The following is a 26,232-nucleotide window of genomic DNA, read 5'->3' as shown; positions in this document are numbered from 1 at the left end:
TTAATAAATGCAGTAAAATGAGAAATACTATTCTTCTGTATAGAGTAAAATAGAAAGGGCTTGTGAATTGACAAGCATTCATATACGGTTTTTTATTGCATGAAACACTTAAATGTACAATTACACTGGTTATTATTTAAAAAGTATATTAATTAAGAATGTTAATTTCTTTATTTAATTATACCTATAGGTTTATAATTAAATAGTACATATATAGAGAGAAGGAGTGGGGGCATGATTATGTCAGACTTGGCAAATACAAATACAACAGAAATTATGCAAAAGAAGACCCAGCATAAAAAATTAACACTAAGGCAAATATTACAAAGAGGTCTTTTAATTACAATCGGTGCTGTTTTAATGGCTGTCGGCCTCGAGATTTTTTTAGTACCAAATAATGTAATAGATGGTGGTATAACAGGTATATCTATTATGCTATCTTATATCACGGGCTGGAAGCTCGGTATCTTTCTTTTTGTTTTGAATCTCCCTTTCTTTTTTATCGGTTATAAACAAATTGGAAAAACCTTCGCATTATCTACTCTATATGGGATTTTAGTCCTTTCCATAACCACTACATTGCTTCACCACGTACCAGCTTTCACTCAAGATATCCTCCTTGCGTCCGCTTTTGGCGGAATGATTCTTGGAATTGGTGTTGGAATGGTTATTCGATATGGCGGTTCTCTAGATGGAACAGAAATTCTAGCTATTCTAGCTAGCAAGAAGCTTCCTTTTTCTGTTGGAGAGATTGTCATGTTCTTTAATTTATTCATCCTTGGCAGTGCTGGCTTTGTTTTTTCATGGGACCGTGCCATGTATTCGATTATAGCGTATTTCGTAGCTTATAAAACGATGGATATTGTTATCGCTGGTTTGGATGAATCTAAATTTGTTTGGATTATCAGCGATGAGTTTGGAGATATCGGTGATGCAATTATGAGTCGGCTTGGTCGAGGTGTGACCTTTTTAGCTGGCGAAGGTGCTTATTCGGGAGACGATAAAAAGGTTATCTTTTGTGTAATAAATCGCCTTGAGGAAGCAAAGCTTAAAGATATAGTCAAAAGCTTTGATCCATCTGCCTTCCTTGCAGTCGGAGATATTGCTGAAGTTCGTGGGGGCCGGTTCAAGAAAAAGGATATTCACTAATCTTCCTTATCTTTAATTTTTCTGGCTTTTTGCTACATCTACTTAAATAAGCAAAAAGATAAAAAAAGCTGAAGGGGAATCCCCCTTCAGCTTTTTTTATAAAGACTTAATAGTTTCTTGGATTGTTGATTGCTTGAAGCATTCTAGTGCCGGGTTTCATTTCGCTGCCACATAGTGGACAAACGTGCTCATCATTACTTGTAAAGTTATCGCGGATCCAGCCTTTACAATCTTCTGATGTACATTCCCACACCTTTGTTTCTTCAGGAATGATTTCTTCCGTATTATTTCTTCTATACATGTATCTCACTCCTTAGAATTGAATTGACTCCGTCCTGCATAACAGATCCCAAGCCATAAAGATAAAAGAAGAATAGATGGCGATTAATCTAAATAATTGTGAGTAAACACTCATTCACTTATCTAAGATTTGTTGTTATTCTATACACTCAAACTCATTGAGTGGAAAGAACTTGAGATCACAACCATGAATTTTTAGTATCCCAGAAACCATTATATCATATATATGCATATTATAATTGAGTAAAACTTCTTATGAAGAAATGAAAGCCATTATTCTTTATATCCTCGTATCCATAGATCAGATAATCATGAAACACAGTCTCTGATTTCCCTAAGGCAATCAAGACTGCGTTATTGAAGAATCAATTTCACATGATTCTTCCTGCTCATTCGAATGAATAGAATGCGAATCAAGCATGAGAGTAATTTTAGTGCCAAAACCTAAAACAATGAAAGCCCTGCCTCTCTCCCATCCATACGGTTCCTAGACCGTGCCTGATAGAATCAGATAAAAGCTTGTAAGTACATGTTTATTAATTAAAACCGTCCGTAATTCCAATTGGGAAACTTAAATTCCAAAAGATAAATGGTACATAGAAGTAAGTTAATGAAGAACAAAAATGGATCGAGGAAAATACTTGGTGATTAGACGTATTTCTTTTTCTAGATGTGTTTAACTTGATTCTACTCCATCATAAAGATGATGAAAAATATTTTATTAATAAAAATGTTACTTTAAATTACCCTCCAGTGTTTACTCTTAATAACACTGAATCTCTATCATACCACATATGATTTTATATGTAAAGGATGCGACTAAAACAGAACACCGCGTGATACTCATACTATAAAATAAAAAATAAAAGAGGCAATAATTCACCTCTTTTATTTAAACGCATTATATTCATTTTCAATTTTTGGCAGTTCCCTTACTTCTTCAACTAATTGACTGCCGCACATTGGACAATCATAGTTTTCAGAGGCAAAATCTTTCCTCATCCATCCATTACAATCTGCTGATCCGCATGCATATACAATTGTATCTTCCATAATGATTTCTGGTTCCTCTGAATTCTTTTTACCAAAATACATGAGCAACCTCCTCTTTTTTATATAAAGATTCTGATTAAAGGCACTGAGTTTTTTACCTTTTTTCATTCCTAGTATACGCATCAAATCAAATTCTTATTTATCCAATGAAAAAATTATCCAAAAACCTTATTCTATTAGTTTTTTAATCCTGCTTTTACCATGATTGCTTTTATCATAAAGTATGAAAAATGGTCAGGAAGGGCCTCTTTCAATGGTTTTAGTTTCTCAGAATCCAATTGTTTGGCTGTTTCCAGTACAAGGTCATACTCCTCATCTAAGAAAAACTCTTCCCACTTGATCTCCAAACGTTCTTCTGCACACTTTAATAGATGATTTTCAATGGAGATCGAAGACAGTCCTCTTAATGTCGCAATTTCTTTGAGGGATTTGCCTTCCTGATAGAAACGGTAGCTTTCTAGATGAGATGGTACCGTGGTTCGCTTTGTTGTTTCTTTTTTAACCATTGTATTCACTTCTATTTCAGGATGTGCTTGTAAATAATGAGAAATCACTTCTAAGAACACTGCTCCAAAGCGGTCGTATTTCTGAGTGCCTACACCCTTAACATCAAGGAATTCCTGTTCTGTTCTCGGCAGTTTTGCTGCCATATCTTTCAAGGATGCATCGGAAAAAATAATGAAAGGCGGTACATTTTCCTTGCTTGCGATTTCTTTTCTTAAATGTCTCAATTCTTCGAACAATCCATGATCGATACTAATGCTGCTTACTTGTTTTATTTCTTTTCGCAGGACTTTTTTCTGTCCTAAAAGCACTTCTCGTCCAGCATTGGTTACTTTAAGAACTGGATATTGCCCGCCTGTCATTTCGATATACTGTTTAGCAGTCAGGAAATCAATGAAGTCAGCAACATCCTTTGCCGATTGATTTTTGATAATTCCATAAGTTGAAATCTTTTGAAAGCCAAACTCTTCAATTTTCTTATTCCGGGAACCAGTGAGTACCTGACTAATCATCGTTTTGCCAAATCTTTCACCCATTCGTAACATACACGAAAGAACCATCTGTGCCTGAGTCGTTACTTCAACTGAGTCACGTTTATCTGTACAGTTTTCACAGTGGCCGCAATCTTCAGGATTCTCTTCTCCAAAGTATTGAAGAATATAGGCTTGTAAACAACCTTCAGTAAAGCAATAATCCTTCATTCTATTCAATTTCTTCAGTTCTTGTGCCTGCCACTCTTGCGAAGGGTTCGATTGATCGATTAGGAAGCGTTGTATCTGTATATCTTGAGGGGAGTATAAAAGAATACATTCGCTATCCAAACCATCTCGACCTGCACGACCTGCTTCTTGATAATAGCTCTCCATATTCTTAGGGGTTTGATAATGAATGACGTAACGAACATTCGACTTATCGATACCCATTCCAAAAGCTGATGTCGCTACTATCAAAGGAACATCATCACGAATAAATTGCTCCTGCTGTTCCGAACGGTCTTGTTCATTCATACCAGCGTGATATCTGCCTGTTTTGAAGCCAGCTTTATTAAGCTTGGCGTACAATGAATCGACTTCTTTCCTTGTTGCTGCATATATGATACCCGACTCATTTTTGTTTTTTTCAATATAGCGCATTAAAAACCGTCCGCGGTTCTCTTCCTTGACGACGGAAAAAAACAAATTATCTCTTGCAAATCCTGTTGATATTGTATGTTGTTCAGATATTCCAAGTGACTGACAAATGTCCTTCGTCACATGTGGTGTGGCTGTCGCCGTTAATGCTAGAACGGTCGGAGCTGAGGGCATTTCTTTCAACAAGTTTTTGATTTTTAAATAGCTTGGTCTGAAATCATGACCCCATTGCGAGATACAGTGAGCTTCATCAATGGCCACCAATGAAATATCAACATTAGCCAGTTCCCTCTGAAAAGCAGGGTTTTCCAATCGTTCAGGTGCCACATAAACAAGCTTGTACCTTCCCTGCTTAATATCGTTCATTCTATTGGAAGCTTCTATCCCTGAAATAGAGCTGTTAAGTAATGTGGCATCTATACCATTTTGTTCGAGGGCATCTACTTGGTCCTTCATCAAGGAAATAAGTGGGGATATGACGAGGGTGACACCAGGCAATAGAAGAGCTGGAATCTGATAGCATATTGATTTGCCTCCGCCAGTCGGCATGATTCCTGCTGTATTTATTCCTCCTAAAACTTGTTCAATTATCTGTTCCTGACCGGTACGGAATGACTCATATCCAAAATACTTTTGTAAATAATCACGTGCTTTTTCTATCAATGTACTACTCCTCCTATTTAACTTGTAAGGATTTATTACTTTCATTGTACCTGCTTTTTCCGTGAACCAAAAGGACAAAAAAAGTAGACACCTGAAAACTCTGTGCCTACTTTTTCTATATATAAACATGTTTTACATGACTAAATTAGTTTAAGATTTGTAATTTAACGTTTTTAACGCCCCAATTAATAGCATCCTGCTCATTTGGAATAAAGATGTCTACTTTATTTCCCTTTATGGCACTGCCTGTATCAGCCGCTGTTGCGTAGCCATAACCCTCCACATAAACTTTTGAACCAAGTGGGATAACTGATGGGTCTACTGATATAACTTTTGTATCCGGATTTGCTTTTAAGTCGATTCCAGTAGCTGTAGTACCGCTACAACCTTGACAATCAGCAGTATATGCAGTTGCTCTTACAGTAATCTCTTTTTCTATGCCTGATTGATTCGTAGATTCACTGTTAGATACTGTTTTTTCTTTTTCTGCTTTTTCAGCTGGTGCTGCTGGCTTTGCTTGCTCAGCTGGTGCTGCTGGCTTTGCTTGCTCAGCTGGTGCTGCTGGCTTTGCTTGCTCAGCTGGTGCTGCTGGTTTCGCTTGCTTAGTTGGCGCTGATGGTTTCGCTTGCTCAGCTGGCGCTGATGGCTGTTCAGGCTTAACGCTCGCTGCCTCATCTTTGTACGTCGCAGGTTTAATAACTAGTTCCTGCTTTGGATGGATTGTATCTGAATTTAAACCGTTCCAAGATTTAAGGTCATTTACTGATACATGATATTTGCCTGCAATTTCCCATAACGTGTCCCCGGACTTGACCTTATAATGCTTTTCTTGAGAAATATGTAATGTTTCTCCTGAATAAATCGTATCTGAAGACAAATGGTTCCAATCCTTAATATCTTCTATTGATACTTTATATGTTTGAGATATCCCCCATAATGTGTCTCCATCTTTCACATTGACATCTTCTGCTTGTACCGGAATAGTGAATGCACCGGATATTGCAGCCGCTGCCGCTAACGATAAGATTGATTTTTTCATATGTTGTTACCTCCTTGTGAGCTTTTTCATAAGCTAACGTTTTCAATATTACCATAGTTATTTCCTATACAAAGAACAAACAGATAAAGAATAGATGACAAACATCACAGTAAGATAACGAGCCGATAACAAATAGTCTGAATATTACAATGAATAATGGCTTGTATTTAACTGATCCCCCCCTTTTTGGGTCATATTTTTTTTATCCAAGCATAATTATTTAAGGATGTACCTTTTAAAAAGGAGGTTTCAACTTGACACGAGCAAAGACTTTCACCCTAATCAAGTCTTATAAACCGTTCCATAGCAAATTCGATCCCTGCCCACCGATTGGAAGAAAGTATTTCAGTACACCTCCCCAATTGTATATAAATTTCCAGCCACCAAATCTAGAACAGTTCACACCAGAAGAGGCACTCAAATACGGTACCCTTTGGAAATTCTTTTACGATTTTTATGATAATCCTTATCGCGAAAGGGAGACGTAAATGAATAAGAAACTGGATGATGAATATTATCAGTTGCTTGAGCAAATACAGGCTGCAGATTTCGTACTTGTCGAACTAACCCATTATTTAGATACACATCCCACTGACCAGCAGGCACTGCAGCAATTCAATCAATTCCAACTGTACTCCAAACAATTGAAAGCAGTATTCGAGCCTAAATATGGGCCATTACTTGGATTCGGAAATAGTCCTGGAGGGGAAAATAAATGGGAATGGGGCCAAGGCCCTTGGCCATGGCAAGTATAAGGAGAGATATCTATGTGGGTTTATGAAAAAAAGCTACAATACCCAGTAAGGGTTAGCAACTGTAACCCCAGACTGGCAAAATATTTAATAGAACAATATGGGGGAGCTGATGGTGAGTTGGCTGCCGCACTCCGATACTTAAATCAACGCTATACAATACCTGATAAAGTCATCGGATTACTTACGGATATCGGAACAGAAGAATTCGCTCACTTAGAAATGATTGCCACAATGGTTTATAAGCTTACAAAGGACGCCACACCACAGCAGATGGTTGCAGCTGGTCTTGGCGAACATTATGCGAATCATGATGGTGCCCTTTTCTATCAAAATGCAGCAGGTGATCCATGGACAGCCACATACATCCAAGCTAAAGGCGATCCTATTGCTGATTTATATGAAGATATTGCCGCTGAAGAGAAAGCCCGTGCAACCTATCAATGGTTGATTGACATCTCGGATGACCCGGATATTAATGATTCACTAAGATTTTTAAGGGAAAGAGAGATTGTACATTCCATGAGGTTCAGAGAAGCTGTAGAAATTCTAAAAGAGGACAAAGGGAAAAAAAAGTTTTTTTAATAAAATCCATATAAAAAAGGCAACGGAAATTTCCCGCTGCCTTTTTGTCATTTTCGGTCTGAAGAATAGGTCCATCCATCTTCCTGATAAATCTTTTCTTCTTTCATCAGTTTGCCCAGAGCACGTTTGAATGCTCCCTTACTTAATCCGAAGTGGAACTGGATATCATCAGGTGGAGTCTTATCGCCATAAGGCATCGCGCCACCACGGTTCAATAAATAAGTGAAGATGACATCTGCATCTTCTTCCATTAAATCTTGCTTAAACGGAAATAAAGAAACATTGAGGGTACCATCTTCTTTACTATCAATGACACGCCCTTCAACTAATTCTCCTAGGCGGGGCTCCTGTTTGCGTTCACTTTCGTGAATAAAGCAGCGATACCCTTCTTGTGAAACAAAGAAAGAACCAACCATTAGCAAACGATAGACATTCCCTTTCACGGTCGTGTTACGGACTCCTTTTAAAGGAGCTTTAACAGCAATCTCTTGAATTACATCTTCTGTTGCAAGTTTACCGAACAACCGTTCATTACGATCGGTTTTCAGGGAAACATATAGTCGATCACCAACTTCAGGCCATAAATGGTCAATGTTTGGCAGATCATCCAGTGATACCAGAATATCTTTGGAAAGGCCGATGTTGACAAAGACCCCTAGTTTCTTTTTCACATTGACTACTTCTGCCCAGCCATACTGATCGATCTGAATTTCAGGAATTTTCATTGTTGCTGTCAACCTGGCTTGTTTATCATGATAGATAAATACCGTTACTTCATCACCAATTTCAAGCTCAGTTTCTTCATTCATTTCATTATGATGAAGTAAGACATCTTCCGAACCATCCGTCAAGAACCAACCGAAATCTGCCTTACGTTCTACTTCTAACTCTACAGCCAAACCGGCCTGAATTTTTTGCATGTATAAAAATCCTCCTGTAACTTACCTTTACCTACAATTGTACCCAATTATTTATTTTTCCAACATATTTGAATTTATCATTTTTTTGTTGTTCTGTATACCTATTACGGTTTTTTATTTTTTGCTCCTTGTCAACTTCCATGGTTGTTTGAGGAACTAAAATTTGAACTCGTTTTCCATTACCACAAAGTTTGCATAATGAATTTTGAAAAGTGACTGGGTTTGTATGGTTTAACTAGTGTTCCGAAATACCTTTTACGTCGTAATAGTCTTGGATTCGTCCAACTCTAACACACCTACTAACCATAAAAACCTTTGCCAATCTACAAACCTTGCTTTTTCATAAAAATGACTTGCGATGTTATAATTTAATGACCAACTGAAAGGGAAAGGAATTATTCATGACTAGAAAATTGTATTACACGTCATCAAAGACATCTCAATGGGATACAAAAATCCAGCAGATTTTCGAAGAAAATGGCTTTTATTACATCACTCTTGAAGAAACTGCTTTTTATCCAGAAGGAGGTGGTCAACCTTCCGATACAGGCAGTATAGAAGGAATCACTGTCCTTGACGTTACAAAAAGCGAGGATGGAAATATCCTTCACAAGCTTGAATGTAGGCCAGGTTCTGAATTTGTTCATTGTGAACTCAATTGGGAACGCCGCTTCGATCATATGCAACAGCATAGCGGTCAGCATCTACTCTCGGCTGTCTGCCGGGAACTGTTTGATGCGAATACTGTCAGTTTTCATCTTGGAACGGAAAATATAACTATTGATATAATCGCGCCCCAATGGACCGAGGAACATACGATAGCTACTGAAAAGCAGGTTAATCAATATATCTATGAGAATCGCAAGCTTCTCACATATTTTGTGACAAAAGAGCAAATACAGGCACTTCCTGTCGTCAAAATGCCAAAGGTGTCAGAGAATATCCGTATTGTTGAAATTAAAGGGATTGAGTATAATCCTTGTGGCGGAACGCATGTAGAACAAACCGGGGAGATTGGCCTAATTAAAATCCTCAAAACGGAGAAACAAAAAGAACATACACGTCTATATTTCAAATGCGGATTAAGGGCATTGAACGATTTTTCTGATAGTCTTAATGTTCTTTCAGCATTATCAACTAAATTTAATACCGGACGAAAAGAAATAATCAACAGGGTGGAAAAACTAGAAGATGACTACAAACAACTAGCAGCAACACATGAAAAACTCAAACTTGAAAATGCAAAGTTCCTTGCTGATTCCCTGCTTGAAAATAATGGGGATGGGTTCATATCTCATATTTTCGAAGACAGCTCATTGAAAGAACTCCAATTTCTTACAGCTACAATGGTTCAAAAAGAAAAAGTGCTCGTGTTATTTGCATCATATAAGGAACAAAAGATCCTGCTCGCGCACAATGGGTCCTCCTCCATTCATTGCGGACAATATTTTAAAGAAACACTCAGCTCGTATAATGGTAAAGGCGGGGGTAATGAAAAGTCTGCTCAAGCGGGGTTTGCTTCACAAAAAGATTTAATGGCTTTTTACGAATTCACAGCTGAACAAATCCGCTCAAAATTTGGTCATGATGAATAAAAAGCTATGTGGTAAAAAAATCATTATAGTGGTGGAATTCATATTATTTTCACTTCGAAGTTATAGAACCGAAAATAAAGGAGAGAGGACAAATAATGCCCTCTCTCCCTTTCACCCCTTATTCTTCTATCTTTAGATTCTCTAACCCACGTTCTTCAATATGAAGGTGATATTTTTCTTCGAGTTCCATAATTCGTTTAAATGCTTCCTCTTGAGTATACTCTTGAAGGTTCGATTCCTTTGCAAACTCTTTTCTTGCCATATGATAGGCAAGCTTATCCCTGAAAACCCCTTCTTCATATTCATCTATAACTTCATGAAGTTTATTTTCCAAGTCATGACTTAAATCATATATTTCATATTCCTTCACAAAGTGGATTCCTTCCATGCCAAAATCCTTTGCATAGGAATTCAGGTATTGTTCTAAGTCACTAAACTCTTTATTATTTTCAATATCGGAAGCAACCCAATATCCATACTGAACCATTTTGAACAATGTTTCATATTGTTTTTTCGTAAAATTAATTTTCATTGTTTACTCCTTTTCAGGTCATCTCTACAACAAAAAGAATAAACCGTATTGGAACAAAAGTCCAATACGGTTTATAATCAATCCAATATTTCAGTTACAGAAAAATAAGCTGCTTTTTCAGTATCTACGACATAATGGCAATCGCCTTTAACTAAATTATAATAGCGGTGTTTTTGAATATTTGAAATCATTTGAGTTGAGTCATCGCCGTCTACCTCATGCTCTATTTCTTTGCCGCCCGGAAAATAAAAACTAACTTTCAATTTCATCTTTCTCATCCTTCCCTTCATCTGGTTGAATCACTCTCTTATTTCTTATCCTTTTTAGAGTAGTAATAAACATAAATTAAATGCTTATTCACTTTTTACATGATATTCTAGAAAAAATAACGAAATCAGAAGGTGATTTTTATGAAAATAAGGAAGGCTACAGAAAAAGATGTAACCGGAATAGCCTATGTACATATAAACAGTTGGCAATCGACGTATAAAGGAATCCTGCCGAATCAATATCTGGCTTCTTTGAATCTAGAAACCAGAAAAAAAAATTGGCTAAGAAATTTAAAGATGCTGCATAATGCCACTTATGTAGCTGAAAATGGTGAAGGACAAATTATTGGTTTTGTAGCTGGTGGCCCCGAACAAACTAATGATTCCCATATTCAAGGAGAAGTATATGCCATCTATTTATTAAAAGAGTATCAAAGACAAGGAATTGGTCGAAAAATGATTAAAACGGTTGTTGATGAACTCATAGATAAAGAACATAAAAATTTAATTATCTGGGCTTTAAAAGATAATCCTTCATGCGGTTTTTACAAAGCTCTCGGTGGTCATGTAATCGCTGAAAAAACTGTTAAAATGGCCGGAATTGAGTTAATCGAAGTCGGTTATGGATGGGATGACATTCACGAAATTCTTTTGCATTTGTAAGAAAATCATGGCAATAGGAGGTAGATTAAAATTAAAATCCCCCTCCTATCATTTCCTCAGAAGGAAATCCTCTTTTTCACTTCCCAAAAAATAAAGCCGGTGTAATGGTCTTGTCATTGTGACGTAAAGTAGTTTAATATCGAGTTCATTCTTCCGACTATAAATTTCCTCCAGAGATATCGCAAAGACTACATCGAATTCTAGACCTTTTGCTTGATATGAGGGTACAATTAACGTTTTATCTTTCGGAATAATTCCTGCTTCATCTACTAAATGGAAGCCATTATGACATCTACTCAATTTCTCGTTTGCTAGCTTACAATCTTTCATCGTTTTGGCAATAACGGCAAACGTTTTGAAACCTTCTCCTTTTAATTCTTCGATATGTTTAATCAACTCTTCTCCCCAATCATCCTTATCGATAGAAATGAATTCTGGTTCTGTCCCATGGCGGACTACAGGCTCAACTTCTGGGAAATCATATTGTAACAATTGAAGAATTTGATTAGCCTGTTTCATTATTTCAACAGTCGTTCTGTAGCTTTTTTGTAGTTCTGTGTATGTCGCCCTCGGAAAAATACGACGATGGACCTCTTCCCATGTTTGAAGTCCTCGATATGAGTGGATACCTTGAGCAAGATCACCTACTAGAGTGAACATATCAGTATCTACTGCCGTTTTTAGCGCCTGCAATTGCATGAAGCTATAATCCTGAGCTTCATCTATGACGACATTTTTTGCTTTGTTATCTTTATCCACACCAAAAAGTAGCTCCTGTAAATATAATAATGCACCCAAGTCCTCCAATTCATAACTTTTCTCATGAATTAACTTTTGATTATAATTACATAAAGCACATGCATCTTCACGACTAAGTTTACCGCTACTGTACGAAGCCAGTTGCTCGGGATCTTGGTACAATTCCTGATAGTATTGAAGAAGGTTTTTATTTTTAAAATGCTTAAAATAGCCTTTTACAGAGGAACGGATTGCTTTTTTAATCTGTCCGATTCGTTCCTCCTTTTTATCGAGACATTTTGTTACAAATTCCTTGCGTATTACTGGATCAATATTCTTATAGAGGGCCTTTTCTATTTTGACGTCATAAAAATCCGTTACTCGTTCAAGCATTTTTTTCTTTTTCAGCTTTACTTCATTTTGTAAAATGGCCTTTAGCTTGTCGAGCCTGCTGTATAATGGTAAATACCAATAATCCTCTTCCAGTAGCCTAATGAACTTCTTTGCAGAATAGAGGCGATATTTGTCACAATAAAAATCTTCTTCCGGATGAAAACTCCTGAAAATATCCTTCACATATTCGTCCAAAATTAATTTAAATAATGGAGAACCCTTAAATCCAGATATCCAGATCGCTGCTTTTGTTTCTTCATCATCCTTTTCCAACAAACGTGTCAATTTATTATCAGCTACTAGCTTCAGTTGATTTCCGATTGCTACCTGAACATACTCGGCGAATGTGAATTGTTTTACTTTTTCAACACCTAATTCCGGCAATGCTTCAGAAATGTAATCAATGAATACCCGGCTCGGGGCAAGAATCATCAACTGGCGTGGGTCAAACAAGTCTTTATAATGGTATATAAAATAAGAAATCCTATGTAAGGCTATTGTTGTTTTACCACTGCCCGCAGCTCCCTGAACAATGATTGGTTTATTTAAATCAGCACGAATGATTCTATTTTGTTCTTCCTGTATCGTGGTAATTATATCGGTCAAACGATTGCTCGAACTTTTGGAAAGGGATTCCTGTAATAATTCATCCGTTGTTGTTAAATCAATGTCCCTGACCTCTTCTAACTCACCATCTTCTATCATTAACTGCCTCTTTAAAGTGATGTTCCCGCTAAATGTTTCCCCTTCTGCTTCATATTCAATTTCACCAATCCGACCCTCGTAATAAAGATTAGCTATTGGAGATCTCCAATCGACGATAATCTGTTCCTGGCTTTCCCTCTGATAAAGGGAAGTTTTCCCGAAATAAAGTACTTCGCCTAGATCACCATCATTTCGTTCAAAATCAACTCTTGCAAAATAAGGCTTTTTGCTTGCCTTGCGTAAGCTTTCCAGTTCAGATCTAGACATTTCAAAAAAGTTGGCAGTTGTCAACAACTGAGAATATAAGCCCGACTCAGACCAATCCGCATCACCAAAAGCCTCTTGCATATTCCGTTGAAATTGATCTTTGCTGGTTTCTGATGTTTTGATGACTACATCTATATAGCGCTTAGTGAAATCCAACCTCTGACGTTCTTGTTCAAAATCAGGATGTCTTACCAAAAGAACCATTCTCCTTCCTACTTTTGATTGATTAAACGGGAGAAAAAATACCGATACAACGATGAAATGGACATTCATACTATCAGAAAACCAATGGGTTGACAAATCCCTTAACATAGATTTATTTTTCAAAACAAAAATCCCAGAATATTACCCAATATTTGAAGGATAAATGATATATTCCTGATTGAATTTTGTTTTTATATGTTGACTTATGAAAGAGCATCTAAATGCTCTCAGTAGGCAATTAATTGAATACCTTTCAGAAATTCAAGAGATAAATATATAAAAACTACATCCCAGGAAATTCATTACCATGTTGGGAGGCGGAAGTTTATTGTTGTTTCCGTCCATTGTATATCTCTTTATCAGAAATTAGTGAACATCTTGCTTATCAAAAAGATGTTAAGCCAATCAAGCTTGAATTGTAACAGATAAACCCTTCCTTTCTTGCTTCCCTTCAAACTGCTTACACGACTGCACAAAATTCCTTATTATTAGCAAGAAGACGAACTTACATTGTATACTATTTGGGAGCAACCATACCTACTGTATTACTTGCAGGAGATGTAGAAACGACAAAATTTAGCCGTCCAGATATAAAGACATTTTCGGATGCACAGTTAAGTCGTTCTTTAACAAGGTTGAAAAGGATATCTGGATTGACAGGTGCTTTTTTTCTCAAAGAATCGATTATGATTTAATCTATTAAAAAAGCACCCATTTATTCGGATGCCTACATACTAAATTCTCATCTGCAAACTCACCCATACTAGTTTAATAGCTTTTTTGTAAATTATAAGATAAATAGAAACGATTTTTTTATATTTGTGTTAGAATTTCCATTCCCATTTCCATTTAGATTTACATTTGTGCTCACTTTTACATTTGTGTTCGAATTCACAATGTATTTCAAGAAACCAAAACGGATTTTTTTCATCCTAACAACCTCCTTTATACTGTATATGTATATTTTGATAGAAGGTGTGGACAAGTATCTGTTTTCACTTAACTTCTCTTTTTACAAAATATTATCTTCATATTTCCTTGCATTAATTTGTGTAGCTTAACGTCTAATTGCTCAGCAATTTCTTTATTTGCAGATTAGTTAACGCGCTAAAGTAATCTATTTGCGTGAAAGGAATAAACATATTAGAAATGATTAATTATTAACCTCATTTTATTTAACTTATTATGCATAATTCGGAAAGCATCCAACCTCATACCGACATCAAATATCTCTTCCACTACTACATAAAAATATAAAAAAGTGGCTACGATTTTCTCATGGCGATTGAATTTTGTGTGAATGACGAAAAATATACATGTATGTCAAAAATATTTGATGAAATTTTTCAAATTATATCTTAAAACAAAAATGCTCGTTAAATTTTTGCCCCTAAGCGTTTGTTTTTGCTAATCTAACTTTAATTTTCCTCTGAAATAAGATACAATCTAACTTACGGCAAAGTTTTAAAAATATACAAGTGTAAATTTCTGCTCATGTTATTCAGTGTCTTAAAAAAAATAAAAAGTTGCTAAAAACGTTGATGCAAACATAGTTTTGGAGGAATGTAAATAAATGATTACTGTAAATAATGTTGGTTTACGCTATGGCGATCGTAAACTGTTTGAAGATGTTAATATAAAATTCACGCCTGGTAACTGCTACGGACTAATTGGGGCAAATGGTGCCGGTAAATCCACGTTCTTAAAAATTCTTTCCGGTGAAATTGAAGCACAATCCGGTGATGTTCATATGGGGCCTGGCGAGCGCCTAGCCGTTTTAAAACAAGATCACTTCGCTTTTGAAGAAGAGGAAGTTCTTAAAGTAGTTATAATGGGGCATGAAAGATTATATGAAGTCATGCAAGAAAAAGATGCAATCTATATGAAAGAAAACTTCACTGATGAAGACGGAATGAAAGCAGCCGAACTTGAAGGTGAATTTGCAGAATTAAACGGTTGGGAAGCTGAACCTGAAGCTTCGATCCTTTTGAAAGGCCTTGGTATTACTGAGGACCTTCATACAAAGAAAATGGCTGAATTAAACGGTGGCGACAAAGTTAAAGTATTACTTGCTCAAGCACTATTCGGAAAACCAGACGTTCTTTTACTAGATGAGCCTACCAACCATTTGGATTTAAAAGCGATTAAATGGTTGGAAGAGTTCTTAATCAACTTTGAAAACACAGTTATCGTAGTTTCCCATGATCGTTACTTCCTTAACAAAGTTTGTACGCATATCGCGGATCTTGATTTCGGTAAAATCAAAGTTTATATTGGTAACTATGACTTCTGGTATGAATCAAGCCAGCTTGCTCTTAAATTAACACAAGATGCCAATAAGAAAAAAGAAGAAAAAATCAAAGAACTTCAAAATTTCATCGCTCGATTCAGTGCCAATGCATCTAAATCGAGTCAGGCAACTTCCCGTAAGAAATTATTGGATAAAATCAGCTTAGATGATATTCAACCTTCTTCCCGCCGCTATCCATATGTTGGCTTTACACCGGAGCGTGAAATCGGAAACGACTTGCTTCGTGTAGATGGAATTACAAAAACAATTGATGGTATAAAAATATTGGAAAACGTCAGCTTCACGATGAATAAAGGTGACAAGATTGCTTTTGTCGGTAAAGATGAAATTGCAAAAACCACCATGTTCAAGATCTTAGCAGGTGAAATAGAGCCGGATAGCGGATCTTTCAAATGGGGTGTTACGACTTCTCAGGCATACTTCCCTAAAGATAACGCTGAATTCTTCGATGGTGTTGACTTAACTCTTGTCGATTGGCTGCGTCAATATTCTCCTAATGATCAGAGCGAAAGCTTCCTTCGCGGCTTCCTAGGCAGAATGTTATTCTCTGGTGATGAAGTTACGAAAAAGGCTAGTGTTCTTTCAGGGGGCGAAAAAGTCCGCTGCATGCTTTCTAAAATGATGCTAAGCGGTTCAAACGTTCTAATGCTTGACGAACCGACTAACCATCTTGACTTAGAGTCAATTACGGCATTGAATAATGGATTAATCAGCTTTAAAGGGTCTATGATTTTCTCTTCTCATGATCATCAATTTATTCAAACGGTAGCAAACCGAATTATTGAACTTACACCAAAAGGTACTATCGATAAGCAAATTAGTTACGATGAGTACCTTGAAGATACTCAATTGCAAAAACAAGTTGCTGAAATGTACAAATAATAGATTAATGAAAGCAGCACATCCTTTTATAATGGATGTGCTGTTTTCATTTCCTCAGTTCCCCTACCATACAGTTCTTTTTTTATCCTACGTATAGAAGATAAAAAACAATCTTTAATAATTATTAATCAATAGTAATCTTTTCCTTTTAGCACTGAATAATATTGAGAAGTAAAAGGTATATTGTTAAGAAAGGAGTGAGTTAAATTGGATGAGATTTCAGTAAAAAATGCTTTTGAGGAGACAGGCTATCTTTTTTTATATGATAAATTCAGTTATCAATTTTATGTAACCGGAATATTTGACCTAGTGGATCAACAAGCTATTATTGTTGATTTTTTAAATTCCTATAGCTTTGATGATAAAGGTTCACTCTTTTTTGACGATTTTTCGTTTTTCTTTAATTGTTTTCATTATTCCTATCAAAAACAGAAGTGGTCAACTTTCCTAAAACCCGATTATGATGAACATATTTGCTGAAATCAAAAAACCGGGTTATAGACCCGGCCATATAATTAACATTTTAAAAAAAGATAGGAGATGGGGGAGTAAGGATAGGCTTATCCGTAGCCGCCAAAAGCAGGACCAATTAATAGGCCCGCAGGCAAACCTCCTAACAGTGTGCAAACATAAAGACGTCCAAAACCAATGCTGAAGCCCCCTGGTTCGAAAATAATGATTGTTAAAGAAATTGACACTATAGCTTTTACCAGTATTCAGATAATAATTAAATTTGAAGTGAATTATCTTTTTTAAACTTTTCTATACTTTCTTCATATTGTGATACATTTTTAGTGTTGGGAACAAACAGGCTTAATACCAAAGAAAGTGTAAGCCCTCCCATCATGAATCCTCCAAATACCCAATGCGATGGGCCAAATGAATCTACCATTGTTGTCCATAACATAGGACCAAAACCTACTATAGCTGCGGCCATTTGATAGCCGAAAGATAGCCCAGTATAACGAACTTTAGCTGGAAAGAGTTCAGAGAACAATGTTCCTTGTGTAGCGAAAATTGCCGCCCAAATTATACCGAGCATGGCAGCTTGCATATAGTACAACCAAGTCGCTCCTTGTTCAATCATGAAAAAGTAAGGTATTGCAAGAAGAAACATAAGTACCAATCCACTAATATAGATAACTTTCCTACCGATAAAGTCAGAAATATATCCCACCACTGGAATCGTAATAATCATCGTAGCACAGCCAATTGTTAGAGCCGTTAAGGCTATTTCGTTTGAATAACCCAAATAGGTAGTAGTATAGACGAGTACAAAAGACATAAGAAATACATTGAAGAACCCATCTCCAATTTTGAGTCCAATCACATGAAAGAGGCTTTTACGATGATTGCGGAATGTTTCTACAATAGGTACTTTCGCAATTTCTCCGCTTTCCTTCTGTTTTTGGAAAGCCGAAGTTTCCTCTATCCCCCCTCTGATCCAAAGAGCCAAAACGATTAGAACAGCACTAAAAAGGAAAGGAATCCGCCAACCCCAGGCTAAAAACTGGGCATCGGTAGTCAAGTAGGCTATAAGAGTAAGACTGAAAGAACCCGCTACCAAACCTAATGGAACCCCTAATTGTGGAACAGAACCGTAAAGTCCCCGACGTCCCTTCGGTGCGGATTCGGTCGCCAGGAGGACTGCTCCTCCCCATTCTCCTCCTAAGGAGATTCCCTGAATAAGCCTTAGGACAACCAATAATATAGGTGCTAGCAGGCCAACTTGATTATACGTAGGGAGTAAACCAATAAGAAATGAACTACCTCCCATACCGATAAGAGTCCACATTAGTGTAGCTTTTCGTCCTATTCTATCTCCAAAGTGTCCAAAAATAATACTTCCTATTGGTCTCGCAGCATAACCTATCCCAAAGGTGGCGAATGCAAGAAGAAGGGCAATTGATGGATCTTGACCTGAAAAAAAGAGAGTTGAAAATACTAAGCCCGTAGCGGTACCGTACAAGTAAAAGTCATACCATTCAATAACTGAACCGGAAAGACTTGCCAATAGAACTCGATTCTTATTCATATAGAACATCCCCTTTTGACGACCTCTGTCTTTTTCAAATAACATTGACCCAATTCTATTAATTTATAAAATCTGTTGGTATTTAAGTTTCGTTATAATTAACAAATCTTTAGGAATGAGTTTTAAATCTTTGATTATGCATTTGTCTTAAGATGTGTTTCTGCACTTTTCCCACTGCAGTTCTAGGAAATTCATCAACAAATTCTATTGTATCAGGGACTTTAAATTTGGCTAAGCGTTTGCGACAGTAAAGAATAAGTTCATCTTCGTAAACATTGGAATTTTTATGTAAAATAACATATGCCTTAATAGCTTCGTCGCGCATCTCATCAGGAATGCTGATTACAGCAGCCTCATAAACCCCTTCATAATCTGCCAGAGCACTTTCAACCTCGTTTGCCGCAACATTTTCGCCTGCCCGTTTAATCATATCTTTAATTCGATCAACAAAATAAAAGTAACCATCATCCCCGATTCTGCCATTATCGCCTGTGTACAACCAACCATCTCTTAATGTTTCTTTCGTTGCCTCTAAATTTTTATAATACCCCTTCATTAATGAACGACCCGGAATCCCTTTAACTACGATTTGACCTGATTGTCCATTTTGTACTTCATTTCCTATTTCATCGACTATTTTTACTTCATAACCAATGGTAGGCTTTCCAATACTATTATTATTGCGAATCCCATCTAATGGATTCATTAGTGGTACTCCCACAGTTTCAGTCATCCCATACATCTGTAGTAAAGAGACATTATACTTCCCTTCAAAATCCTTTAATTGTTCTTCCGCAACCGACTGAGCAAACCAGATAACTCTTAAAGAATGATGAATATCAGTTTGGTCGAATTTCTGTGCAAGAATCATTCTTATAGGTGCAGCGAATAAGGAACCTACCGTTGCACCTAAGCTTTTGGCTTGTTTGAAATAACGCGAAGCACTAAATCGTTCGGTTATTGCAATACTGCCCCCTACTACTAGAGCAGACATTGTAGAATAATACTGTGCATTTCCATGAAACAATGGAAGAACGATTAATTGCCTATCATTCGGAGCTAAGCGAATTGATTTTGACATAACTTCTCCTGTGAATAGATAGTTCGCGTGTGTAATCTGAACCCCCTTTGGTTTTGATGTTGTACCTGATGTATAAAGTAATGCAGCCACATCCTCGGAATCTACATAAATATCCGGTAAATCAGATTTAGCTTTTGCTATTAAGTGCTTTAAGTCTTTATCCACATATTTCTCACTTTCACAACGAACTAGCAATATTTCCTGTAAATACGGTAGACTTTCACGTGTGTTTGTAAATTTGTCTAAATATTTCTCTTCCGTAATGAGAAGTATTGACTCCGAATGATTCAGTAGATATTCCATTTCATCTTTAGTAGATAAAATGTTGGTTGGGACCATAATAGCTCCGATTTTAGCCAATGCAAACCACGAAGTCATAAACTCTAGACAATTTGGGAGATGCAATGTTACATGTTTACCTTTCGTTACACCTAAATCAATAAATACGTTACTTAAACGATTTACTGTATCAGCAAATTCACCATAAGTTAATTCAAATCTCTTCTGTTCTATATCTTCAAAAAGTAGAAACGTTTTATCTTTGTGCCTAGCTGCTTGCTCGTTTAATAACTCTTTCAATGTTCTATTTCCGACAATATCCATCCATTTTCCCCCTTTAAATCCCAGCATGTTTGACACACCCAAATAAATCGCTTACATTTCTCACCAAAGAATACAAAATAGAGACTATATTCACAAACTACAGTCTTCGATTTAATTATAATTATACATCGCATCACAGTCAATTAATTTTCAGAATATTTATAATTCTATTATAATTATGATAATTCAATATTCCCAAGCTCTATTGTATCAAGGTATTTAAGAAATAAATAAAGAACATCTCCTCAAATCCTGTATAATTAACCTTATTAAAAAACTACCAACTGACTCGAGTGAGGCCCTATTCCTAATTAATAGCGGCTGATAGATATAAATTAACAAAGTTGTTATTCATTGTAATCGCCAAAATAAAATGAGGTTTATAGTTATGAGAAGTTCTTCGAATGGCAATTTTTAAACCACCTTTTAAAAAGGAGAGATATAAATGGCACGTTCTACCCCAAGACAAATTAAATCCCAACAAACTAAAAAGAAAATTTTAGAAGTTGCTCTGGATCTTTTTAGCAAAAAAGGATTCAATCAGGTTTCAGTTGATGAAATTGTAAGTGTTAGCAATACATCAAAAGGTGCGTTCTACGTGCATTTTAAATCTAAGTATGAAATCTTCATTGAAAAGTTTAAAGAGATTGATGATTTTTATGCCTCTTTCACTAAATCAATACCTAAAGACCTTAGCTGTAGTGAGAAAATTCTTCTCTTAACCAAATCTCAAATGGTTTTTTTGAGAGATGACTTAGGAAAGGATTTGATGAGAACAGTTTACGTTAGTGCATTGATTCCAAATCAACCTAAATCTCTTTCAGACACAGATAGAACCCTATACAGAATCGTTCATTCATTTGTTCAAGAAGGACAAGTTGCAGGAGAATTTAGAAAAGAGATTCCATCTGAAGAAATTACTATGCTGATCACACGTTGCATGCGAGGAACACTTTATGATTGGCTTATATTTGGAGGGGATTTTGATCTTGTAGAGGAAATTCAAAAATTTATTCGTACCATTTTAGTTGAAAACATATCGACAAAGTAATAGAAATTTCACACTTATTGTTAACATGTCATATTTTTACTAGCCTATTAAAAGCTAAATAAAACCACAGAAATCTATAAAACCTTTTAGACATATAGAAAGTGCGCTTAGACATCCTAACACCACTCCACAAAAAAAGGTAAGAGCATAATTATGCTCTTACCTTTTTCAACTTCACTTTGCTACTTCTTCTTTCGCTGCCGCCATATTCATATTAGTTTCAGCATTCTCTTGATTGATTGTAGTCGGGAACAAATTACGCTTACCTGAGAAATTCTCAAGTAAGTCTTTGACATCAATGCCTGAAGAAGCCTTTAATGACTCCTGCAATGTTGCCATTAAATTTGTTGCATACCCAGTCACTTTATTCGCACCACCATTCGCACCACTTCCACCCGTATCCACTACGGTAATTTTGTCGATATTACTAAGTGGACCTGCTACTTGTTTAGCATATTCCGGTAGCATTTTCAAAATCATATCCATCACTGCCGCTTGCCCAAACTGTTCAAAGGCTTCCGCTATCTTCTGCTTAGCTTCCGCTTCTGCCACCCCTTTTAACCGGATAATTTCTGCTTCCGACGTACCTTGGGCCCTTTGTGCATCCGCTTTTGCAAGTCCATCCATTCTTACACGTTCTGCTTCTGCTTTCGCCATAGCTTCAATTTTATATTTATCGGCATCCGCTTCTGTAATCTGTTTCATCTTATTAGCAGAGGCTGCTTGCTCTACCGCATAGCGGTCAGCATCCGCCTTTTTCTTCACCTCAGAATCATATTGCTTTTCACGGCGGAGAATTTCTTTTTCTTCAAGCTCGATTTGCTTTTGCCGCTCGATGATTCTGATTTGCATTTCCTGTTCCGTAACTTCCTGTTTTGACCTTGCAGTTTCTAGGTCATAAGCTTGGTCAGCTCGGGCTTTGGCAATATCTTGCTCGCGTCGGAACTCGGCGACCTTTAGCTTGTTGATTTTTTCGGCTTCCGCTATTTCTGTAGCCCGTTCGACTTCAGCACGCTGGGCTTCCTTTGAAGCTTCTGCACGCTTGATTCGCGTTTCTTTCTCTGCCTCCGCTGTTGCAATATCTGCATCTCTCTTTACTTGTGCAATTCTTGGTTTACCAAGGGATTCAAGATATCCATTTTTATCTCGGACATCTTTAATTGTGAACGATACGATGATGAGTCCCATTTTCGCCAAATCTTGTGAAGCCACCCTCTGTACTTCCTGGGAAAACTTTTCGCGATTTTTATAAATCTCCTCGACTGTCATCGAGCCAAGAATGGAACGAAGATGTCCCTCAAGTACCTCACGTGCTTCCTGTTCACGATCATCCTTGGATTTTCCAAGAAATTGCTCTGCCGCAGTGGCAATATCAGTGATTGAACCACCAATTTTTATAATTGATACACCATCAGCCATGACCGGAACACCCTGCTCAGTGTATTATCTTTATAAATCATTGTACATAATTATAAAATCTTTAACGAATCGTTCATACTAAAGCATAAGTGGTTAGAAAAGCATTGTACATTATTTAAAAATGTACATAATATACTTATCTTGTACTAGTTAGCTTGCAATGCCTGATTTTTTCACCCATCATTATCCTCCCACCTCCTTTCTTCAATATATTTGTTAGCTTGAATTTCGTCATATGTTATCTTAAAAAACAAATTTTTTATGTATCAATACCGATTAATCCACCCAAAATTTTATTTCGTAAACCATAATGAAGAAGAATGGAAAAAAATAAGAGACTGTCTATTCAAGAAAGGATACTACCATCCATAGAAAGTCTTAGTATCGTAACCTATTGGTAGAACTATAAAAGCCAGTCTCTAAAAAAGAACTAGCAACTTTCTCTATTACATTCTTTTTGCTCCTATATATTTTTTCTTCCAATAACTATTATCCCTAGAGGAAATACTTACACCATTTGATGAGGAGCTGTGTATGAATTGATTACCACCTATATAAATACCAGCATGTGAGGCACCGGGTTTATAGGATTCAAGATGAACTAGACTCATAAAAACACTAGAATTCATTCGAAAATAAACAAATAAAGGGCATTTTTTGTGGATCAATAATCAGTATTATGTTAACTAATGGATTGCTAAGTAACTTTAATACTTTTAAGTATTCAAGAAGTAAAGATATTTCTAAAGGTAAAATGTTGTAAATTAATCATCAAAAACTGTTTTCTTACTTGTTTTAAAGATTTCTTGTGATGATTTAGTTTTTTCTTCATTAAATTGAGTTGTATCCAACAATGGCATATCCATAACAACTTGTAAGCCTTCTCATTTTTTACAGAAAATCTCTTTACTTAATACTCCTAACATAATCATCCGTAAAGATTTGTGTCAAATATAAAATGGCCCTTTAATTCCCTTACTTGAAATAAAAGCAGACCTCAAATATACGATTTGAGGTCGCTTTTTCTAAAGTTTGCGGAAGTATCTAAAACATTTTACAAATAATATCCTTACAAAAATAACATTTTTATGATATATACATGTACTTTTTTTCTCTATTAGTAGGTTTGTATACTTCTAAGTGTTATTTTTTATGGTTTCTTCCTACTTCGCATAAGTTTTCTTCTCTTCACTCACTTCTATCCGATGACGGGGTCTCACAAAAATTGTATAATACACGGCGCCAATAAGAAATACACAGCCTACTAGAAGAGGGATAGAGTAATTAACATACCAAGGAGCATCTGGGGTTCTTGGCCAACATAAATTGATGAAGCCAAAAACTAACCAAGACAGGGCTAAAATATTGATATGCACTCCCCATTTCCCTAAATTCCAAGGTGAAGTATATGCATTCCAACCGCGCTTTCTTGCAATCAGAGCCCCAATAGCGATACTAAGGTAAGCAATATATATCCCTGCGATACACATATTTACGAGATAAGACAAAGTAGACGACGCACTGGTTAAAAGGACTGTGAATATTCCGGTAAATAAAATAGCCGCAATGGGTGTTTCATATTTTGGAGATATCTTCAACCAAAGTTTCGATCCTGGTATTTTTCGGTCACGGCCAAGAGAATAAAGCAATCGAGCAACGCTGGCTTGGATTGCTGTACCACAAACCAATATTGCAATGACAGCTAAAATCACAAAAGCATTTGCTACTCCAGCTCCTAAGTTTGTAGACAGAATTTCCATCACCGGAACTTCAGACTGCATGACGGCAGTAAGATCTGAAATCGATAAAACTAAGGCTATAATTAAAATTCCTCCACAGATAAAAGTAATAACTAGTGAAGAAATAATTGCTCTTGGTACAATACGCCGAGGATTAATTACTTCTTCTGCAAGACTCCCAGCGGATTCAAATCCATATAATACAAAAACGGACATCAGCATTGCTGAAAGAAAAACAGGCAAATAACTGCCGCTTCCTTCAGTTCCTGCAGTCTCAAATACAATATCGAAAGGCTGATGTATTCCTACAGCCAATAAAACAGCTGCTAAAACAATCATTGCTCCAACCTCAGCCACCATTCCAATATTATTAATCATCGCAGTTAGCTTTACACCAAATGAATTAATTAACGTTTGTAATAAAACCATGAAAATTACGATCATTAATAACGTATTATGGTTCCCAGCATCCCATCCCATCATTTGAGCAATATAAGGGGCGCCACCTACATTAACTGCAGCAATTGTAATTAATGAAGCAACCAAATAGATCCAACCTGCAAACCACGCATAGGTGTCATTAACCAAGTGCTTGGTCCAATTGTAAATGGAACCCGATAATGGATAATGAGAGGCTACCTCAGCCAATGTTAAACTAACAAGTAACTGACCTATAAAGACAGCGGGCCAAGTCCAAACAAAGGATGGTCCCCCGGTAGATAAACCCATTCCAAACAAACTGAAAATTCCTGTTGTTGCAGAAATAAATGCAAAAGCAATAGAAAAATTATCAAAATAATTAAGGTTTCTTTTTAATTCCTGTTTATAGCCTAGTTTCTCTAAATCTGTCTGCATCTTTATCAAGAAATGGACTCCTGCTCATCCTGACTCCCCTTTTATCCTTTTTCTCTTTCTAATTAAATAGATTTGAAAACTTGCTATAAATGTCTCCATAACTAGCCCGCATAGAATGTTATTGAGTTCATGGCACAATTACTAGTGCAATTAATTTTATGGAGACATCATAAAGTTATTTACAATACGTATTGGATACTTATTTAGAGTATCACCTCCTTTTTTGAATACAAAAAAGGCCAGTCATATCCCTCACTCACAGATCTAAAATCTGTTTAAAGGAATTTTGACTGGCCTCTCGCCTGTGGACTACCCTGGGTTTTAAGGTGGACAGACGTAACAATCAATAATGTATATTCATAATAATAACAATATTCAGCATATTTAGTCAATATTTTAAAAATTAATATTTATATATGATTTCTATAATTACTTTTTTAAATAAAGGTCAAATAGACATATAAAAACCTGCCTCTATCAGCAAAAAGAACAGTAAATTCTGCTAGGAAAAACTCTGACACTATTTTATCTTACTTCTTTTTATAAAATCCCCTCTTTTTTCTGTTTTATATATTAGGAAAAAACCTTTTATCTTATCCCATAAGCGTGCAATCAGACTTTTGTCGATTACAGCTTCTCCTGGCTCAATGATGGCAGCCATACCAAGTAGATTGTCCTGTTCTTTTACATTAGCTTGTAAAATACGCAGGACATCTGAAGACGTCAGCCGCCCAGCAGTATGAAGTGATTCAAATACAGTCTTTGTGGTAAGCAGCATTTCAGCTGCCTTATTTA

General features: G+C 36.3%; 25 protein-coding genes and 1 pseudogene. 10 read left to right on the top strand and 16 right to left on the bottom strand.

Annotation, left to right across the window (positions count from 1 at the left end):
- The first annotated feature begins 240 nt into the window (after positions 1–240).
- Positions 241–1,149 carry a YitT family protein gene (locus JFU50_RS21790; RefSeq protein WP_053346480.1) on the top strand — a complete coding sequence of 303 codons (909 nt, stop codon included), beginning with the start codon at positions 241–243 and terminating at the stop codon, positions 1,147–1,149.
- A gap of 106 nt (positions 1,150–1,255) precedes the next feature.
- Here JFU50_RS21790 and JFU50_RS21785 read toward each other — a convergent pair whose 3' ends face one another.
- The 4 genes from JFU50_RS21785 to JFU50_RS21770 form a co-directional block, all read right to left on the bottom strand.
- Positions 1,256–1,450, bottom strand: coding sequence for a cold-shock protein (locus JFU50_RS21785; RefSeq protein ID WP_053346481.1), 195 nt, complete (start codon positions 1,448–1,450; stop codon positions 1,256–1,258).
- Positions 1,451–2,337: 887 nt separating this feature from the next.
- A complete protein-coding gene (locus JFU50_RS21780) occupies positions 2,338–2,544 on the bottom strand; it encodes a cold-inducible protein YdjO-related protein (RefSeq protein WP_053346482.1) in 207 nt (68 codons plus the stop codon).
- Between the two features lie 134 nt (positions 2,545–2,678).
- On the bottom strand, positions 2,679–4,799 hold the full coding sequence (gene recQ / locus JFU50_RS21775; RefSeq protein ID WP_201224087.1) for a DNA helicase RecQ: 2,121 nt from the start codon (positions 4,797–4,799) through the stop codon (positions 2,679–2,681).
- A gap of 145 nt (positions 4,800–4,944) precedes the next feature.
- Positions 4,945–5,838, bottom strand: a complete 894-nt coding sequence (locus tag JFU50_RS21770; RefSeq protein WP_201224085.1) for a 3D domain-containing protein — start codon at positions 5,836–5,838, stop codon at positions 4,945–4,947.
- A gap of 254 nt (positions 5,839–6,092) precedes the next feature.
- Here JFU50_RS21770 and JFU50_RS21765 point away from each other — a divergent pair, with 254 nt between their 5' ends.
- From JFU50_RS21765 to JFU50_RS21755, 3 genes are read left to right on the top strand one after another with little or no spacing between them, the layout of a single operon-like run.
- Positions 6,093–6,326 carry a spore coat associated protein CotJA gene (locus JFU50_RS21765; RefSeq protein WP_053346484.1) on the top strand — a complete coding sequence of 78 codons (234 nt, stop codon included), beginning with the start codon at positions 6,093–6,095 and terminating at the stop codon, positions 6,324–6,326.
- A complete protein-coding gene (locus JFU50_RS21760) occupies positions 6,327–6,593 on the top strand; it encodes a spore coat protein CotJB (protein WP_053346485.1) in 267 nt (88 codons plus the stop codon).
- 12 nt (positions 6,594–6,605) lie between these two features.
- A complete protein-coding gene (locus tag JFU50_RS21755; RefSeq protein WP_053346486.1) occupies positions 6,606–7,175 on the top strand; it encodes a manganese catalase family protein in 570 nt (189 codons plus the stop codon).
- Between the two features lie 47 nt (positions 7,176–7,222).
- On the opposite strand, the gene JFU50_RS21750 is transcribed toward JFU50_RS21755, so the two are convergent.
- A complete protein-coding gene (locus tag JFU50_RS21750) occupies positions 7,223–8,095 on the bottom strand; it encodes a CvfB family protein (protein ID WP_201185312.1) in 873 nt (290 codons plus the stop codon).
- Between the two features lie 401 nt (positions 8,096–8,496).
- Here JFU50_RS21750 and JFU50_RS21745 point away from each other — a divergent pair, with 401 nt between their 5' ends.
- Positions 8,497–9,690, top strand: coding sequence for an alanyl-tRNA editing protein (locus JFU50_RS21745; protein ID WP_201224084.1), 1,194 nt, complete (start codon positions 8,497–8,499; stop codon positions 9,688–9,690).
- A 118-nt stretch (positions 9,691–9,808) separates the two neighbouring features.
- On the opposite strand, the gene JFU50_RS21740 is transcribed toward JFU50_RS21745, so the two are convergent.
- Both JFU50_RS21740 and JFU50_RS21735 read right to left on the bottom strand, forming a co-directional pair.
- Positions 9,809–10,222: a hypothetical protein gene (locus JFU50_RS21740; RefSeq protein ID WP_201185316.1), complete on the bottom strand. Its 414-nt coding sequence runs from the start codon at positions 10,220–10,222 to the stop codon at positions 9,809–9,811.
- A gap of 77 nt (positions 10,223–10,299) precedes the next feature.
- Positions 10,300–10,491 (bottom strand): hypothetical protein, encoded by a 192-nt coding sequence (locus JFU50_RS21735; RefSeq protein WP_056520676.1) that lies wholly within the window; start codon positions 10,489–10,491, stop codon positions 10,300–10,302.
- A gap of 141 nt (positions 10,492–10,632) precedes the next feature.
- On the opposite strand from JFU50_RS21735, the gene JFU50_RS21730 reads away from it, so the two are divergent.
- Entirely contained in the window at positions 10,633–11,154 is a 522-nt protein-coding gene (locus tag JFU50_RS21730) for a GNAT family N-acetyltransferase (protein WP_201224082.1), read from the top strand.
- Between the two features lie 48 nt (positions 11,155–11,202).
- On the opposite strand, the gene JFU50_RS21725 is transcribed toward JFU50_RS21730, so the two are convergent.
- Entirely contained in the window at positions 11,203–13,461 is a 2,259-nt protein-coding gene (locus JFU50_RS21725; protein ID WP_201225148.1) for a HelD family protein, read from the bottom strand.
- 521 nt (positions 13,462–13,982) lie between these two features.
- Here JFU50_RS21725 and JFU50_RS21720 point away from each other — a divergent pair.
- Positions 13,983–14,156: a hypothetical protein gene (locus JFU50_RS21720; RefSeq protein WP_201185319.1), complete on the top strand. Its 174-nt coding sequence runs from the start codon at positions 13,983–13,985 to the stop codon at positions 14,154–14,156.
- A 92-nt stretch (positions 14,157–14,248) separates the two neighbouring features.
- On the opposite strand, the gene JFU50_RS21715 is transcribed toward JFU50_RS21720, so the two are convergent.
- Positions 14,249–14,392: a hypothetical protein gene (locus JFU50_RS21715; protein WP_201185320.1), complete on the bottom strand. Its 144-nt coding sequence runs from the start codon at positions 14,390–14,392 to the stop codon at positions 14,249–14,251.
- A gap of 642 nt (positions 14,393–15,034) precedes the next feature.
- On the opposite strand from JFU50_RS21715, the gene JFU50_RS21710 reads away from it, so the two are divergent.
- Together JFU50_RS21710 and JFU50_RS21705 are read left to right on the top strand one after the other, a co-directional pair.
- Positions 15,035–16,654, top strand: a complete 1,620-nt coding sequence (locus tag JFU50_RS21710) for an ABC-F family ATP-binding cassette domain-containing protein (protein ID WP_056520681.1) — start codon at positions 15,035–15,037, stop codon at positions 16,652–16,654.
- A 207-nt stretch (positions 16,655–16,861) separates the two neighbouring features.
- Entirely contained in the window at positions 16,862–17,134 is a 273-nt protein-coding gene (locus tag JFU50_RS21705; protein ID WP_201224080.1) for a hypothetical protein, read from the top strand.
- 80 nt (positions 17,135–17,214) lie between these two features.
- Here the strand turns inward: JFU50_RS21705 and JFU50_RS21700 are convergent, their stop codons facing one another.
- The 3 genes from JFU50_RS21700 to JFU50_RS21690 form a co-directional block, all read right to left on the bottom strand.
- Positions 17,215–17,352: a hypothetical protein gene (locus tag JFU50_RS21700; RefSeq protein ID WP_201224078.1), complete on the bottom strand. Its 138-nt coding sequence runs from the start codon at positions 17,350–17,352 to the stop codon at positions 17,215–17,217.
- 29 nt (positions 17,353–17,381) lie between these two features.
- Positions 17,382–18,689: an MFS transporter gene (locus tag JFU50_RS21695; RefSeq protein ID WP_056520683.1), complete on the bottom strand. Its 1,308-nt coding sequence runs from the start codon at positions 18,687–18,689 to the stop codon at positions 17,382–17,384.
- 109 nt (positions 18,690–18,798) lie between these two features.
- Positions 18,799–20,373 (bottom strand): AMP-binding protein, encoded by a 1,575-nt coding sequence (locus tag JFU50_RS21690; protein WP_201224076.1) that lies wholly within the window; start codon positions 20,371–20,373, stop codon positions 18,799–18,801.
- Between the two features lie 445 nt (positions 20,374–20,818).
- Here JFU50_RS21690 and JFU50_RS21685 point away from each other — a divergent pair, with 445 nt between their 5' ends.
- Positions 20,819–21,424 carry a TetR/AcrR family transcriptional regulator gene (locus JFU50_RS21685; RefSeq protein ID WP_201224074.1) on the top strand — a complete coding sequence of 202 codons (606 nt, stop codon included), beginning with the start codon at positions 20,819–20,821 and terminating at the stop codon, positions 21,422–21,424.
- Positions 21,425–21,598: 174 nt separating this feature from the next.
- Here the strand turns inward: JFU50_RS21685 and JFU50_RS21680 are convergent.
- From JFU50_RS21680 to JFU50_RS21665, 4 genes and pseudogenes are all read right to left on the bottom strand, one after another.
- Positions 21,599–22,867 (bottom strand): annotated as a pseudogene (locus tag JFU50_RS21680) (SPFH domain-containing protein); the annotation flags it as partial.
- A gap of 422 nt (positions 22,868–23,289) precedes the next feature.
- Complete coding sequence (locus JFU50_RS21675) at positions 23,290–23,454, bottom strand: NlpC/P60 family protein (protein WP_274608363.1); 165 nt, start codon at positions 23,452–23,454, stop codon at positions 23,290–23,292.
- 552 nt (positions 23,455–24,006) lie between these two features.
- A complete protein-coding gene (locus JFU50_RS21670; protein ID WP_242489140.1) occupies positions 24,007–25,437 on the bottom strand; it encodes an APC family permease in 1,431 nt (476 codons plus the stop codon).
- 520 nt (positions 25,438–25,957) lie between these two features.
- Positions 25,958–26,215 (bottom strand): hypothetical protein, encoded by a 258-nt coding sequence (locus JFU50_RS21665; RefSeq protein WP_201224071.1) that lies wholly within the window; start codon positions 26,213–26,215, stop codon positions 25,958–25,960.
- Positions 26,216–26,232 lie beyond the last annotated feature (17 nt).

The sequence above is a fragment of the Peribacillus sp. TH14 genome (assembly GCF_016651145.1).
GTDB classification, from domain to species: Bacteria; Bacillota; Bacilli; order Bacillales; family DSM-1321; genus Peribacillus; species Peribacillus butanolivorans.
This window is presented reverse-complemented; position numbering and strand designations above follow the sequence as displayed.